This window comes from Bifidobacterium sp. W8112 (assembly GCF_016101425.1).
Lineage (GTDB): Bacteria > Actinomycetota > Actinomycetes > Actinomycetales > Bifidobacteriaceae > Bombiscardovia > Bombiscardovia apousia.
This window is the reverse complement of sequence record NZ_JACFQN010000001.1, coordinates 76,094-91,505: the sequence shown is the minus strand read 5'-3', so window position 1 is coordinate 91,505 and position 15,412 is coordinate 76,094. Positions and strand designations below refer to the sequence as shown.

Sequence of the window (15,412 nt, the reverse complement as noted above, 5' to 3'; positions counted from 1 at the left end):
ATGTCCACATTGGAAATCAAGGATCTGCACGTCTCAGTGGAGACCAAGGAGGGTCGCAAGCAGATCCTCAAGGGGGCCACGCTGACCGTCAACTCCGGCGAGACTCACGCCATCATGGGGCCCAACGGGTCGGGCAAGTCCACCCTGGCCTATACTTTGGCCGGCCATCCCAAGTACGAGGTGGATTCGGGCCAGGCCCTGCTGGATGGGCAGGATCTGCTCAAGATGACCCCGGACGAGCGGGCCAAGGCCGGGCTCTTCCTGGCCATGCAGTACCCGGTCGAGGTACCTGGCGTGTCCATGACCAACTTCCTGCGTACGGCCAAGACCGAAGTCGACGGCAAGGCCCCGGCCATCCGCCAGTGGACCAAGGACCTGAATGATGCCATGAAGCGGCTGCGCATGGATCCCAAGTTCGCCCGGCGCTCCGTCAACGAGGGCTTCTCGGGCGGCGAGAAGAAGCGGGCCGAGGTTCTGCAGCTGGAGCTGCTCAAGCCCAAGTTCGCCGTCCTGGACGAAACCGACTCCGGGCTGGACGTGGACGCCCTGCGCATCGTCTCCGAGGGGGTCAACAGGGCCAAGGAGAACACCGGCATGGGCGTGCTCATGGTCACCCACTACACCAGGATCCTCAAGTACATCAAGCCCGACATCGTCCACGTTTTCGCCGACGGCCGCTTTGTGAAGACCGGCGGCCCCGAGCTGGCCGACACCCTGGAGGAGACCGGGTACGACCAGTACCTGCCCGAGGGCGCCGACTCGGAATCAGCCCTGGCCTGAGGATAAGAGAAGAGGTCCGCAATGGTCATTGATGACAGCATTCGGCAGCAGTTTCCGATTCTGGACCAGCAGGTGCATGGCCACCCCCTGGTCTATCTGGATTCGGCTGCCACTGCCCAGAAGCCCCTGGCGGTCATCGATGCCGTTCGGGACTTCTACCTGAAGGACAACGCCGGGGTGCATCGGGGCGCGCACGAATTGGCCGCCCGCAGCACTGTGGCCTTTGAGCATGCGCGCTCACGCGTGGCCGCCCTGGTCGGCGCAGAGGGCCAGGAAGGCGGCGAGGAGATCGTCGTCACCGCCGGGGCCACGGCTGCTCTGAACCTGTTGGCCACCGCTTTCGGCAACGCCAGCCTGGGTCGTGGAGGCAAGGCGGCACGTCGATTCGCCCTGAAGCCGGGGGATGAAGTCGTGGTCAGCAAGGCCGAGCACCACTCGGTCCTCCTGCCCTTCCAGGAGCTCTGCTACCGGACCGGAGCCGTCCTTAAGTATTTCGATCTGGACCCGGAAGGCCGTGTTCTGGCCGATACCGCTGACCAGGTCATCACCGAGCGGACCAAGGTGGTCGCCGTCACCCACGTCAGCAATGTGACCGGCGCCATCACTGACATCAAGCCCATCGTCCGCCGTGCCCATCAGGTGGGCGCCCTGGTGGTGCTGGACGTTTGCCAGTCGGTGCCTCACCTGCCTGTGGACCTGCATGCCATGGATGTGGACTTCGCTGCCTGGAGTGCTCACAAGATGTATGGCCCCACCGGCGTGGGCTTCCTCTATGGTCGCCGTGAACTGCTTGAGGCTCTGCCCCCGGCATCGTTCGGCGGATCCATGGTGGAGCTGGCCTATCTGGACCGTCCAGCCAGCTACATGGATCCTCCGGCCCGGTTCGAGGCCGGCACCCAGCCGGTGGCACAGATGATCGGTGCTGGCGCAGCTGCCGATTGGCTGATGGATCTGGGCATGGAGAACATCGCCGAACACGAGAAAGCCATCACCACTGGTCTGTTGAGGCTGGGGGAGCTGGACGGGGTACGCATCCTCGGGCCGACCACTCCAGAGGACCGGATCGGCACAATCGCCTTCGATGTGCATGGGGTCCATCCCCATGACGTGGGCCAGTATGTGGATTCGCGCGGCATTGCCATCCGCGTAGGCCACCACTGCGCTCAGCCGGTCCATCGGCACTTCGGCCTGATGGCCTCCAACCGGGCCTCGACCGGCGTCTACAATACCGTGGCCGACACGGATGCCCTGCTGGAAGCCGTCGCCGGGGTCCGCAAGTTCTTCCGGGTAGCCTGAGGGTCTTCACCGGCAGCGCATAGACGGATTTGGCAAAGACATACTGGTAGGTTTGAGGACATGGCGGATTTCGGGATGGATGACGAAGAACTGGAGCAGATGTACCAGGAGGTGATCCTGGACGCAGCCCGGGATCCTCACGGGCGTGTAGGGGATCAGGCTGATGGGGGAGAAGACTCTGACGGCGACGGTGTGACCATCAGAGTGGAGCACGAGGCCTGCCTGGCTGCCGAGTCCCACCAGTTCAATCCCACCTGCGGGGATCAGGCCACCATTCATGTGGAAGTGGCGCCTGGCGAGCAGGGAGGTCCCGACCTCATCCAGCGAATCGTCTGGCAGGGTTCAGGCTGCTCCATCAGCCAGGCCAGCCTGTCCATCATGGTGGATCTGGTCCAGGGGCAGACCGTTGACCATGCCATGGATCTGGCTGCAGACTTCCGCAAGCTTATGGAATCGCGTGGCGCTGGAATCGAGGACGAGCAGGCGCAGGACGCTCTCGGTGATGCCATGGTCTTCCAGGGCGTGTCCAAGTATCCTATGCGAATCAAGTGCGCCCTGCTGGGCTGGGAGGGCATGAAGGCCTCGGTGGCCCAGGCCCTGTCAGCTGGGCGAGAGGGCGACAAAGGTGAGAAGGAGGAGCAGGCATGAGCGGCAATACGAATCTGGTACCCGAGCCCCAGGACTCCATCCTGGCCTCGGTGGGCAGGGCCATCAGCGATCCCGGCACGGCACAGGCCCTGGCCAGCAATCCCCTGGGCGCGGAAACGGTGCTGAAGTCGGCCGAAGGCGGTTCCATGCGTCAGGTCGACGGCCAGGCGGACAAGAAGTCCGATGCAGATCAGAGCTCGAGTGACGAATCCTCGGCCAGCGAGCCGGCCGCCAATAGCGAGAAAGCTGCGGATCAAAATGCCGCTGATACCGAGGCCGCCGCTGAAGAGGCCATCCCTCTCAAGGCTGTCGACGACATCGGCCGGGCCACCGCGGAGGATGTCAGGGAGGCCCTGCACCAGGTCATCGATCCCGAGCTGGGCATTGACGTGGTCGACCTGGGGCTGGTCTATGGCATAGAAATCGACGAACTGGGACGGGCCATCATCACCATGACCCTGACCACGCCGGCCTGCCCGCTGACTGACCTGATCGAGGACCAGTGCGCCAGCGTCCTGGCGGGCCTGGTCGAGGAGTTCCGCATCGACTGGACCTGGTCGCCGCGCTGGACCCTGGACATGATCACCCCTGAGGGTCGCGAGCAGCTGGCCGCCATCGGCTTCAACTTCGAGAACATGCCTACCTATCAGTGAGGCATTCCTTCCTCTAGCCCATTTCGGGTCCTCCCGTGCGAATATACTGATGATTCCGGTCCGCCGTGACCGGCACGGCGCACGAGAGAAAGCACAGTGAAATGGCATTGTCCATGGGCTGGAAACTGCACGGCGACGGGAAAACATTGGCTCCGGGCGAGGTTGTGGAACCCGATGAGCGACTCACATGGCCACGTACGGCTGGCATCGGCGCCCAGCACGTTATCGCCATGTTCGGCTCCACCTTCCTGGTTCCCATTCTGACCGGATTCGACCCCTCTACCACCCTCTTCTTCACGGCCATGTCCACGGCCCTCTTCCTGCTGATCAACCGCAACCGTCTGCCCTCCTATCTGGGCAGCTCCTTCGGCTTCATCGCCCCGGTCCTGGCAGTGACCACTGCCCACAAGGGCCTGGCTGTGGCCTCCTTCGGGATCATGGTCACCGGTGCTTTGCTCTTCCTGATCGGCCTGATCGTCCACTTCGCCGGTTCGCGATGGATTGATCTGATCATGCCCCCGGTGGTCAACGGTGCCATCGTGGCCATCATCGGCTTCAACTTGGCCCCCTCGGCCTGGAAGAACTTCAAGTCGGCCCCGCTGACCGCCCTGGTCACCCTGGTGGCCGTCATGCTGATAGCCGTGCTTTTCAAGGGTCTGATCGGCCGACTCAACATCCTTTTGGGCGTTATCGTCGGCTACATTTTCGCAGTCACCCAGGGCCAGGTCGACTTTGCAGCTGTGGAAAAGGCCGCCTGGTTCGGTCTGCCACACTTCCACACCCCTCAGGCCGACCCGTCTGTCCTGGCCATGTTCATCCCTGTGGTGCTGGTCCTGGTGGCCGAGAACATCGGTCACGTCAAGTCTGTAGCCCTGATGACCGGCCGCGATTATGACGACCAGATCGGCACCGCCCTGATGGCCGACGGCCTGGGCACTACGCTGGCCGGACTGGGCGGAGGCTCGGGCACCACCACCTACGCGGAGAACATCGGCGTCATGGCCGCCACCAAGGTCTACTCCACGGCCGCCTACTGGTGCGCCGCCATCTTCGCCTTCCTGCTCTCCCTCTGCCCCAAGTTCGGGGCCATCATCAACACCATCCCCACCGGCGTTCTGGGCGGGGTCACCACCATGCTCTACGGCATGATCGGCATGCTGGGCATCCGCATCTGGGTGGAGAACAAGGTGGACTTCGGCAAGTCCGTCAACATGACCGTGGGCGCCGTCGTCATGATCGTGGGCATCGCGGACTTCACCTTCGCGGTGGCCGGGGTCAGCTTCAACGGCATCGCTATTGGCTCTGTGGCCACGCTGGTCATGTACCACGGTCTCAAGGCCATCGGCCGCTGGCGGGGGACCATTGACCCCGACGACTACATTCATGAGGATTCGCAGGCTGTCTCCCGAGAGAGCTGATTGCGTCAGGTTCACCCGGCATTGAGCCAGGCAGTGAAAAGACTCAGGGCGGCAGGGATTTGCTACGCAGCAGAGGGCTCAGTCGGTTGGCTAACTCAGTCAGCTGGCTGGGATCAGCTAGCGTGTTCGGGTCTGGTTGCGTAGAAGGCCACGGCGCTTGAGGCAGCTACATTCAGACTGTCCACGTCGTGGCTCATGGGGATGCGCACGGTCAAATCCGCACGGGCGATGGTCCTGTGGCTCAGCCCGTCGCCTTCGGTACCGAATATCAGGGCCAGGCGATCGATCTGGTCGGGCCCGGGTTCTAGACGCTTTGTCAGCTCATCCAGGCTGATGGCATTCCGGTTCAGGGCCATGGCCGCCGTAGTGAAGCCCAGATCATGCAGCTGTTTCATGCCCTGGTCGGGCCAGGCGTGGACGTCGTCGCCGCCAATCCTGGTCCATGGAACCTGAAAGACCGTGCCCATGGAGACCCGTGCGGCCCTGCGGTAAAGAGGGTCGGAGCAGGATGGGGTGACCAGGACGGCATCCACCTGGAGGGCTGCTGCCGAACGCATCAGGGCGCCGATGTTGGTGTGATCAACAATATTCTCCATGACGGCCACCCGCCTTGCTGAGCGGCAGATCTGCTCCACGGTTGGCAGGGGCCAGCGTCTCATGGCGGCCAGTGCGCCCCGATGCAACCGGTAGCCGGTGATGGTCTTCAGCTGTGCGGGGCTGGCTACGTAGACGGGAACGTTGGGTCCGAAGGCTGCGTCCACCTGGTCGAACATGGAGCGCATCCCCTCTAGCCAGGGCTCTTCCACCAGGAAGGAGATGGGCTCCACCCCGGCATCCAGGGCGCGGGCGATGACCTTGGGGGACTCGGCGATGAACAAGCCCTTGGCGGGCTCCAGACGATTGCGCAGCTGAGGCTCGGTCAGCCTGGTGTAGGCCTCGATTCTGTCATCCTCTATGGAGTCGATTTTCACCCTGAGCACGCCTGCCGCTCCTCCTTCTCGTTCTGACAACAGCATAGGCGGCGCAACCGAAAACAACCGGTCGCGCCGCCTCAGGCAGTCGGAGTTTCAACTCTGCTGAGCTATCACTTCTTCTCTTCTGCAGCCTGACGGTCGGAGGCAGCGATGCGCTTGGCGATCTCGCCTTGAGGGCCGAGCTCGGGCAGGAGCAGAACGAAGACATCGGAGAGCAGGAAGATCATGCTTTCCAGTCCCAGGTTGAGCACGTAGTTGCCCTTGCTGACCGAGGAGATGATGATGGGCAGCAGGAAGGCGCAGAGCAGGCCAACAGTGCTGACCAGACCGCCGGCGCTGCCCGCGTACTTGCCGCGAATCTCAGGCAGGGCGAAGGGCATAGCCTGGACGATGGGGCCGTTTATGGCACCGAAGGCGCCCGAAACAAACATGATGCAGCAGAGCAGACCCACGACCGGGGCCTTCTTCAGCATAAGCACCACTGCCCAGAAGTAGACCATGAGTGCAGTACCCACCAGAATGGTGGCGAAAAGGTAGCCCTTCCACTTGCCCAGACGAGAGCTGATCATGGGTCCGATGATGGATCCTGCGATGGATCCCAAGGCAGCTGCAGAGGCAACCAGACCGGCTGAGGTCTTGTTGAAGCCGTTGTTGTTGATCAGCGTCTGGGGAATGAATCCAGCGAAGGCAGTGGACGCGGCCATGGAGCAGCCGTAGCAGAGGGCGATCAGCCAGACATTGCGGCTCCTTGCCGCGACATTGAAGTACTTGAGCGGAGAATCGGTGGCTGGCGGCAGCTGCACTCCTTCAGGTGCGTCACGAATCAGGAAGACCCAGAGCAGGCTTGCCACGGTCAGGATGATGGCTGCGCTCAGATAGGAGTTGCGCACCGAGAACCGGGGAGCAACCATCTGGGCCAGGATGACCCCGATGCCGGCCGAGCCGTAGAAGAATCCCATGGCGATCTGCGTCTGATCGCCGAACCAGACGCTGAAGATCTTGACCAGGTTGGCGTTCAGGGCAGCGATGCCAGCCCCCAACAGGAACATCGAGAGCATCTGCAAGGGGAAGTTGAGGCCGAAGGTCCTGATGTAGGCGCCGACCACGGCGATGGCCAGACCGGTCAGCACTACCTTCTTGGGGCCGACACGGTCACCGATGGTGCCCATGGGGATGCTGAGGAATACTGCGGTCAGCATGGGCATGAGCAGCAGGGTCGAGAATCCGGCCTGGTCGATGTGCAGCATGGGCATCAGGTAGACCGCAAGGGCGGATATCTGGTACTGCATGTAGTTGGACAGAATGCCGATCAGGCAGACCACGGCCGCGATGACCCAGCGGTAATTGGATGATTTTCGAGTATTCATGTTCTCTCCCTCCACGATTTACGTGGAACAGGCGGCCTAGTGACGGTCTCCGTCCAGCAGGCACTCCTCGAATGCCGGCCGAAGCAGGTCGATGTTCTCCTTGTTGACGTCGCGGCGCAGGTTCCAGCCGTTCTCGTCGATGACCATGGTGTCTGGATGGTCGACGCTGTAGGACTCCCAGGCATCCCCGGCGCCGCTGACAGGACGGCCGGTGGTGGCGAAGGAGCACCAGGCGTCGTTCATCTCATCAGACAGGTGCATGGGCGGCACCTCGCCGGTCAAGGTCTCGGGCAGGTCGGGCCGCTGGGTGTTATGCAGCACGAAGGGCAGCTCAATGGCATGGCAGGAGCCCATGCCGGGGATCTTGGAGGCGTAGGTGAACAGGTACTGGTAGACGGTGTTGTACTTGGACTGGTACTCGCACATGAGGTTGGTGCCAACCCTGAAGCCGATCTGGTTGGTGTACTCCAGGTAGCGCTCGGCGGGGTCTTCTCCGGGGTGAGCCTGCTCCCAAAGCTTCTCGTAGCGCTCGGAGTCCAGCTTGCCGTCAAAGTGGAAAATGGCCTGGTGGTGCCAGAAGTCGGGCATTTCGTTGGCGAAGTCCTTGAAGTAGAGCTTCCAGTAAGCGAACTCGTCGGCGTTGCAGCCCAGCATGATCTCCACGTCCTTGGCGGCACCGTCCTTGAATGCCTGGAGAGGCTTGGCCGGAAGGTAGTCGCCGTCGGTGGTGGGAGCGAAGATCAACGAGATCTCATGGATATGCTTGGCGAAGAAATCTCCGGTGAACTTCATCATGATGTCGCCGACGGGCAGGGCCGCCAGCTCCTGGGCAGTCTTGCAGCCCATCATCTCCATGAATTCCTGGGCATAGGGAGCCGTGGATTCCGGGGTGTTGTAGAGCTGGATGGGGCCGGATTCGCCAATGGCCCTTTGGAAGAGTCCCTTGGCGGCTGGTGCGACGGTCAGCAGCATGGTGGAGCCCGAACCGCAGGATTCGCCAAAGAGGGTGACCCGGTCAGGATCTCCGCCGAAGGCAGCGATGTTCTCCTGGACCCACTGCAGGGCAGCCACCTGGTCCATGAGCCCTAGATAGCCTGACTGCCGGTATTCGTCGCCTCCGGGCAGCCCCGCCAGGTTCATGTACCCGAAGAGGTTGACCCGGTAGTTGATGGTGACATAGACAACATCGTTGCGCTTGGTGAAGTTGCTTCCGTCATACATGGGGTCGGACGAACCGCCCTCCACATACGCGCCGCCGTGGATGAAGACCATGACGGGCAGCTTTTGGGCGCCCTCATGACCAACCCAGACGTTCAGGCTCAGGCAGTTTTCGCTCTGCTGACGGCGGGAGGCATACATGACGGGATCGTACTTCTGCAGGGCGGAGTCACCATAGTGAGTGCAGTCGTAGTCCCGGTGCTCAGGATCCAGATGTTCAGGGGCCTTCCAGCGTCGTGCGCCGACGGGAGGCTTGGCGTAGGGGATGCCGAGGTAGGCAACGGTCCCCTGTGGAGTGGTGATGCCGTGGTAGGTGCCAAATTCTGTGGTGACGGTTGGCATGATTATCCTTTCCGCGAGGTAGTGCCCGGTCGGCGGTTGTGTCCCCGTCGACCCTGGATGAATTTCACCCTATGGCCTGGTGTGAGACGAGGGTCAAATCGAGCAAATTGTCATTGCGGACGTTTGAATCTGAAGATGCAGACAGGGGGCAAAACCTTGGCAGAGCAAGGTTTCCAGGCTGATATGATGGATTACGTCCATAAAAGGTCAAGGTGAGAGGGGCATGAAAAACCTTAGGGTCGGACCAGACCCTTGCAGGAGGTACTTATGGAGGTCAAGGATGACGAAACAGCAAGCCTGGCGGAGGAGGGCTACACTATCCGTCAGACGGCGCGCTTGTATGACATCACCACTGAGACCCTGTATTACTATGAGCAGATCGGGCTAGTGGTACCACGGCGCAATCCGGCCAACGGCTATCGACTCTACGGACCAGATGACTTCGCTCGGCTCAACGTCATTCAGGCCCTTCGGAAGCTGGATTTCAGTCTGGACCGCATCGGACACTACTTGGACAATCGCACCTTCGATGCCACACTGTCCTTGATTGACGAGGAAGTGGAACACGTGGACAGCCAGATGCGATATTTGGCCTCCATCAAGCGAGGCCTCTTGAGCAGCCTGCAGAAGTATGCGCAGGCCATGACCTCCATATCCCCGGCACGGACCGTCATCGTCCACCGTCCCCTGCGTCATTGCGCTTTGGTGTCTGATCACATGATCGACTATGACCGGATCCCCTTTGCATTCGCCCACTACACGGCACTGCACCATGAGACGTTGCAGATCCTCAATACGCTGACCTGCTATCAAGTGGATGCTTCACGCCCGGTCAAGGGCTGGTTCCCGCCCAAGGCCATCCTGCTCTACTGCCCCGATCCGGGGTTCAGTGGTGATTATGATCTGCCAGCCGGCACCTATGCCTCTTGCACCTTTGTGGGCAGTTTCGCCCGCTGCAGACAGATCCATGGCAAGATGCTGGAAGATCTGAAGACCATGGGCTACCGTGTGGACGGGGATCCCTTGGAGTTCTGCCTCATCGGCGAATATGAGTCCAATGACTTCGATGAATATGTGAGCAGGATGGAGATCCCCGTAGTCCCCAACGACGTGGAATCGAGTGTCCGGAACGGGAGTTGAACCCGTACGCCTGTATATATATAGGCACTAGCACCTCAAGCTAGCGCGTCTACCATTCCGCCACCCGGACAGGTGCGTAATCGCAACGGAGATAATCATAGCATCTCAGGCGGCATTGCGCACTGGGCGATTGTGGGAGCGTGTCGTTACGGGGAGTGCTTTTCGGCGGCGGGCTGTAGCCTAACACCATGACTGCACCCCTCTTCCTGCTGGATCCCGACCACGATGATTCCCCGCTGGCCACCGATGAGCTCCACACTGGCTGGCGCCTGACCCTGCCCGAGCACATCCGTCGTCATGCCCTGGGCTCCATGAGGCTGAAGAACGGGGACCAGCTGGATCTCTCTGACGGGGGTGGCCTACGCATCAGCGCCCTGGTCAGGGATGCTTCGACCGGCCTGGTGGAGGTCACCGCAGTAGGGCGGCAGGCACCTCCCGAGAATGAATTGATTCTGGTCCAGGCCTTGGCCAAGGGCGGCAGGGACGAGCAGGCCATCGACATGGCCACCCAGATCGGAGTCGATCAGGTCATGCCCTGGCAGGCTGACCGGTCTATAGCCAAATGGAGGCCGGGCCGCAACGACCGGCACTGGCAGTCCGCCTTGGATGCCGCGACCGAGCAGAGCCGGAGGGCCTACCGTCCTCGACTGCTCAATAAGATGGACAGCCATGGCCTGGCCTCCTGGTGCCGGAAGGCGACCGACCAGGGAAGCATGGTCCTGATACTGCACCAGGATGCCGACCTCGAATGGGATGCGGTCCGCAAACGCGTAGACAAGCTGCCAGAGAACTCGTCGATCGCCGTGGTTGTGGGCCCAGAGGGCGGGATTGCCGATCAGGAGGTCCAGACCATGATGAGGGAGGGGGCCTTAGCGGTTCGGTTGGGGGGCAACATCCTCCGGGCTGCCCTGGCCGGACCAGTGGCCTTGACCCTGCTGTCGGACATGCTGGGTCGTTGGCAGTCGGAAGTCCCTGAGCCCAGCGCATGAAGTCGCGCACAATATACAACCTCGACAATAAGATGGAAAACAGCGAAAAGATCAAAAACAGCAATGTCGGCAAAGAATAAGGAGTGGTCATGAGCGATGACGATCGGCAGGAGGACTGCATTTTCTGCAGAATCGTGGCAGGGGAGGTTCCCAGCGAAAAGGTCTATGAGGATGAGACCGTCTACGCTTTCAAGGATGCCAATCCCAAGGCCGCCGTCCATGTCCTGATCGTCCCGCGCCGCCACTACGCGTCGGTGGCCGAATTGGCCAAGGCCGACCCAGACACCCTGGCCCACATCGTCCAGGTGGCGCAGCAGATCGCCGACCAGGATTTCCACGGAGCCTACCGACTGATCTTCAACACGGGGGAGGATGCCGGCCAATCGGTCTTCCATGTCCACGCCCACGTCCTGACCGGACAGGTGTTGCCTGAGTGAGGCCCGTGTTCACCATCGTCGTCGTGCAGGAAGGGAATCCGTGGCGGTAACTACGCGAACCCTGGAGATTCCGGAGGGGATCGACCCGGTTCAGGTGCTGGGGCCGGAGGATGCAGTCATCGAAAGGATCGAGCGCGCCTTCCCGGCGGTCTCCATCCTGGTTCGGGGCAACCGGATCATGCTGAGGGCCCGGGATCGGCAGGGCGACGTGCAGGCGGCCCAGATCCGTGACCTGCTGTCCGAACTCATGCAGACCGCCGATCAAGTTCCCCTGGATGCCGATCAGGTGGGACGAATACTGGACCACCGACGCTTGGGGACCGCCGACGCAACCGATTACTCCCGTCCAGAAGACCAGAAAATTATAGGCATCAATACGGCAGACCAAACCTATGTAAGCCACGAATCTCAGGATCGCAATACGACAAGCGATACTTTTGTGGATAATGCTCCTGCAGACCGCAATTATCATGAGACAGCTGTTGCAGACTCGGAGGGAGATAACGCCCTGGAAGGCATTGACCAACCCCGCCAGGCAGCTCCTGCTGCTCTTCGTCGCCGCCCCTTGACCCAGGCCTCCAAGGGCCCGATCAGGCCCAAGACCGCTGGCCAGTCCGCCTACGTGGCCGCCATTGAAACGCATACCATCACCTTCGGCATCGGACCGGCAGGCACCGGCAAGACCTATCTAGCGGTCGCCAAGGCGGTTCAGGAATTCCGGGCCGGACGCATCGGGCGCATCATTCTGACCAGGCCTGCCGTGGAGGCGGGGGAGAGCTTGGGCTTTCTGCCTGGCACCCTCAATGAGAAGGTGGACCCATACCTGCGGCCCCTTTACGATGCCCTGGCCGACATGCTGGGCACCTCGCGGCTCCACCGCCTTCTGGCCGATGAGACCATTGAGGTGGCCCCGCTGGCCTACATGCGCGGACGCACCCTGAACGATGCCTTCGTCATCCTGGATGAGGCGCAGAACACCACCCGCAGGCAGATGAAGATGTTCCTGACCCGTCTGGGCTTCAACACCAAGATGGTCATCACCGGCGACGTCACCCAGGTGGATCTGGGCGGGCCTGCGTCCGGTCTGGCCACCATCGAACAGGTGCTGCACGGCATCGACGATATTGCCTTCGTACACCTGCAGGCGGCCGATGTGGTGCGCAATCAGCTGGTCGGGCGGATTGTCCGGGCCTACGACCGCGCCGATCAAGCCCGCAGACGGAGACGGGAGCAGGCATGAGCGTAGAAGTGACCAACGAGACCCAGTGGCTGATCGACGCCAAGACCTTCTCCGACCTGGGAGTATGGGTGCTGGACCAGATGCGGGTGAGCACCCAGTCCGACATGACCATCATCTTCAACGACCCGGAGCCCATGGCGGTGCTGCACGAGCGCTGGATGAATCTGGCCGGTCCTACCGATGTCATGAGCTTCCCCATGGACGAGCTGCGCCCCGGGGACGAGAACCATCGGCAGGAGGGCATCCTGGGCGACATCGTCATCTGCCCCTGGGTGGCGGCACAGCAGGCCCTGGCAGCCGGTCATTCCACCATGGAGGAGATGCTGCTGCTGGCCATCCACGGCACCCTGCATCTGCTGGGTTACGACCACACCAGCAGGGAGCAGGAGGAGCAGATGTTCGGTCTGCAACGCCAGCTGCTGCTGACCTTCCTGGCCCTGCGACAGGGGCCCATTGCGGATGCCGGGCTGCCGGCCGGGGCCACCAACGCTCTGGAGATCTATGAACGGTACGGCCGTGATGCCCACCGGAGAGGCAGATCCCATGAGTGAGCGGACCATTGCCCTCTTGGTGGTCATGATCCTGGTCGCCATTGCCTTGGTCGTGCTCTCCCTGGCGCTGGCCGAGGCCCAGGGGGCGCTCAACCGGGTGACCCGATCCAGTCTCAACAATCTGATCCTGGGCCTGCAGACCGACCAGGAGCTCAGCCAGTTCTCCAGGATGAAGCGGATCGATCGCATTCATCGGGCCCAGAGTCTGATCTCCCAGCGGCAGGTGACGGGCAGTGCCTGTGCCTACGTCCGCATCATCTGCGACATCCTGGTCGGCGTCCTGGTGGCCTGCATGGCTGCCCTTGGCGGCCTGCCCCTCTGGGAGCAACTGCTGTGCGGTGTGGTCATGGCCATCCTGGTGGCCGCCGTCTCCGTCACCCTGGGTCCTCATGGCCGCTCCCGCCAGCCCATGGAAGCACTGCTCAAGCACGTTCGCCTGGTCGGGCTGGCTGTTCTTCTGACGCCTTTCAAGCGCCGACGGCAGGCCCAGGCCAGTGCCCGCAAAAACCATCGCGGTGACCTTTCCGACGACGAGGAGCTGGAGAAGATCCAGATCGAGCAGGGTCGAGCCATGGTCGACCAACTGGTGGAGGCCGGTGCCTTCGATCCCGAGATCTCCGAGATGCTGAAGAACGTGTTGACCCTGTCGACCACGCTGACGCGCGAGATCATGGTTCCCCGCACCGACATGATCTGCATCTCCAAGGATGCCAGCCTGGATTCGGCCCTGAAGCTCTTCTCCCGGTCGGGATTCTCACGCATTCCCGCCATTGGCGACGATGTGGATGACCTGGTCGGCATCGTCTACTTGAAGGATGTGGTCCGCGCCCTGGCCTTCAGCCGCAAGGGCGACAGATCAGTCGCCTCCATCATTCGCCGGCCGGTTCTGGTACCTGAATCCAAGCCGGTGGACGACCTCTTCCACTACATGCAGCGCTCCCGCCACCACCTGGCCGTGGTCGTGGACGAGTACGGGGGCATCGCCGGTCTGGTCACCATAGAGGATGCCATTGAGCAGATCGTGGGCGAGCTGGAGGACGAGCACGACCGGGTCCAGCACGATGAGCCCAAACAGATCGGCCCGCACACCTGGCAACTGCCGGTCCGCACGCCCATCACCGACCTGGAGGAGCTCTACGAGATCACCATCGACGAGGACGATGTGGACACGGTCTATGGCCTGCTGACCAAGCTGCTGGGCTCCGTGCCGGTCTCAGGCTCATCGGCGGTGACCCGGGGCATAAGATTGACCGCTGGCGAAGCAGTCGGCCGCCGCAAGAAGATCGCGACCATCGTGGTCGAGCCGGCCAACGGATCCAGCATCGCCCTGGAGGACGGTGCGCAGCAGGAAGACGAACAGACCGACGGGGATCAACCCGAGCAGGACAGTCAGGAGAATTCATGACCAAGGAAGAACAGAGCGATGCCAAGGCGCCGGCCCACCGATCGGGGTTCGTGGCAGTAGTGGGCCGACCCAATGTGGGCAAGTCCACCCTGATGAACGCCTTGGTGGGCAGGCCCATCGCCATCGCCTCCTCCCGGCCGGAGACCACCCGCAAGGCCATCCGGGGGATCATGACCCGTCCCGAGGCCCAGGTGGTTCTGGTGGACACCCCGGGCATCCACCGTCCGCGCACCCTGCTGGGCCAGCGACTCAACGACGTGGTGGAAGCCTCTCTATCGGATGTCGATGCCATTGCATTCCTGCTGCCTGCCGACCAGGCCATTGGCCCCGGCGATCGCCGCATTCTCAGCCGGTTGCGCTCCGATTTCGCCCACAAGGACAAGGATGGCCAGTGGACCTGGCGAAAGCCTTTGATCGCCGTGGTGACCAAGATTGACCAGCTGAGCAAGGGTCAATTGGTGGACAAGCTCCTGGAGATAGGTGCCTTTGCCGACTTCTCCCAGATTGTTCCGGTCAGCGCCTTGGAAGCTGACAACGTGGACGAGGTGGCCCAGGTGTTGATGGATGCCATGCCCGAGGGCCCTCAGCTCTACCCTGACGACCAGCTGACCGAGGAACGTCCCGAAGACATGATCGCCGAGCTGGTCCGCGGAGCCTACCTGGAGGAGCTCAACGACGAGTTGCCCCACTCCCTGGCCGTTCGCGTGGAGTCCATCGATCCGGATCCACAGGGCGGGCGTGACACCATCCATATAGGGATTTATGTAGAGCGCGACTCCCAGAAGCCCATCGTCATTGGACGGGGGGCCGAGCATCTGGTGCGGGTGAAAAAGAAGCTGCGCACCGCAGTCAACCGGACCATGGGCCGCAAGGTCCGGCTGGATCTGCATGTCAAGGTGGCCCGCAACTGGCAGACCGACCCCAAGCAGCTGGAGCGCCTGGGGTTCTGATCCT

General features: G+C 62.0%; 15 protein-coding genes and 1 tRNA gene. 12 read left to right on the top strand and 4 right to left on the bottom strand.

From position 1 onward, the window contains the following. The 5 genes from sufC (at position 1) to H3T92_RS00350 (ending at position 4,795) form a co-directional block, all read left to right on the top strand. Positions 1 to 780, top strand: coding sequence for a Fe-S cluster assembly ATPase SufC (gene sufC / locus H3T92_RS00370; RefSeq protein WP_144085633.1), 780 nt, complete (start codon positions 1 to 3; stop codon positions 778 to 780). 21 nt (positions 781 to 801) lie between these two features. Further along, complete coding sequence (locus H3T92_RS00365; RefSeq protein ID WP_144085632.1) at positions 802 to 2,076, top strand: SufS family cysteine desulfurase; 1,275 nt, start codon at positions 802 to 804, stop codon at positions 2,074 to 2,076. A gap of 60 nt (positions 2,077 to 2,136) precedes the next feature. Further along, positions 2,137 to 2,724, top strand: a complete 588-nt coding sequence (gene sufU, locus H3T92_RS00360; RefSeq protein WP_144085631.1) for a Fe-S cluster assembly sulfur transfer protein SufU — start codon at positions 2,137 to 2,139, stop codon at positions 2,722 to 2,724. Further along, positions 2,721 to 3,377, top strand: a complete 657-nt coding sequence (locus H3T92_RS00355; RefSeq protein WP_144085630.1) for a metal-sulfur cluster assembly factor — start codon at positions 2,721 to 2,723, stop codon at positions 3,375 to 3,377. Before sufU ends, H3T92_RS00355 begins: the two co-directional genes overlap by 4 nt. Positions 3,378 to 3,478: 101 nt before the next feature. Further along, positions 3,479 to 4,795, top strand: a complete 1,317-nt coding sequence (locus H3T92_RS00350) for a uracil-xanthine permease family protein (RefSeq protein ID WP_101432432.1) — start codon at positions 3,479 to 3,481, stop codon at positions 4,793 to 4,795. 113 nt (positions 4,796 to 4,908) lie between these two features. Here the strand turns inward: H3T92_RS00350 and H3T92_RS00345 are convergent, their stop codons facing one another. The 3 genes from H3T92_RS00345 to H3T92_RS00335 form a co-directional block, all read right to left on the bottom strand. Next, a complete protein-coding gene (locus tag H3T92_RS00345; RefSeq protein WP_232345816.1) occupies positions 4,909 to 5,811 on the bottom strand; it encodes a TrmH family RNA methyltransferase in 903 nt (300 codons plus the stop codon). A 68-nt stretch (positions 5,812 to 5,879) separates the two neighbouring features. Further along, positions 5,880 to 7,136: an MFS transporter gene (locus H3T92_RS00340; RefSeq protein ID WP_144085628.1), complete on the bottom strand. Its 1,257-nt coding sequence runs from the start codon at positions 7,134 to 7,136 to the stop codon at positions 5,880 to 5,882. 36 nt (positions 7,137 to 7,172) lie between these two features. Further along, positions 7,173 to 8,696, bottom strand: coding sequence for a carboxylesterase/lipase family protein (locus H3T92_RS00335; protein WP_144085627.1), 1,524 nt, complete (start codon positions 8,694 to 8,696; stop codon positions 7,173 to 7,175). Between the two features lie 267 nt (positions 8,697 to 8,963). Here H3T92_RS00335 and H3T92_RS00330 point away from each other — a divergent pair, with 267 nt between their 5' ends. Next, positions 8,964 to 9,836, top strand: coding sequence for a MerR family transcriptional regulator (locus H3T92_RS00330; RefSeq protein ID WP_144085626.1), 873 nt, complete (start codon positions 8,964 to 8,966; stop codon positions 9,834 to 9,836). Here H3T92_RS00330 and H3T92_RS00325 read toward each other — a convergent pair. Beyond that, positions 9,818 to 9,906 (bottom strand) — tRNA-Leu (locus H3T92_RS00325). The genes H3T92_RS00330 and H3T92_RS00325 overlap by 19 nt on opposite strands. Positions 9,907 to 10,024: 118 nt before the next feature. Here H3T92_RS00325 and H3T92_RS00320 point away from each other — a divergent pair. The 6 genes from H3T92_RS00320 (at position 10,025) to era (ending at position 15,408) form a co-directional block, all read left to right on the top strand. Further along, positions 10,025 to 10,825, top strand: a complete 801-nt coding sequence (locus H3T92_RS00320) for a 16S rRNA (uracil(1498)-N(3))-methyltransferase (RefSeq protein WP_144085625.1) — start codon at positions 10,025 to 10,027, stop codon at positions 10,823 to 10,825. 89 nt (positions 10,826 to 10,914) lie between these two features. After that, a complete protein-coding gene (locus H3T92_RS00315) occupies positions 10,915 to 11,262 on the top strand; it encodes a histidine triad nucleotide-binding protein (RefSeq protein WP_144085624.1) in 348 nt (115 codons plus the stop codon). A 40-nt stretch (positions 11,263 to 11,302) separates the two neighbouring features. Further along, entirely contained in the window at positions 11,303 to 12,502 is a 1,200-nt protein-coding gene (locus H3T92_RS00310) for a PhoH family protein (protein WP_144085623.1), read from the top strand. Continuing rightward, positions 12,499 to 13,053, top strand: coding sequence for an rRNA maturation RNase YbeY (gene ybeY, locus H3T92_RS00305; RefSeq protein WP_144085622.1), 555 nt, complete (start codon positions 12,499 to 12,501; stop codon positions 13,051 to 13,053). Before H3T92_RS00310 ends, ybeY begins: the two co-directional genes overlap by 4 nt. Beyond that, positions 13,046 to 14,458, top strand: coding sequence for a hemolysin family protein (locus H3T92_RS00300; RefSeq protein ID WP_144085621.1), 1,413 nt, complete (start codon positions 13,046 to 13,048; stop codon positions 14,456 to 14,458). Before ybeY ends, H3T92_RS00300 begins: the two co-directional genes overlap by 8 nt. Beyond that, the gene (era, locus tag H3T92_RS00295) at positions 14,455 to 15,408 is read left to right on the top strand and encodes a GTPase Era (protein WP_144085620.1); all 954 of its coding nucleotides are present in this window, start codon (positions 14,455 to 14,457) and stop codon (positions 15,406 to 15,408) included. The genes H3T92_RS00300 and era overlap by 4 nt, the downstream gene beginning before the upstream one ends. Positions 15,409 to 15,412 lie beyond the last annotated feature (4 nt).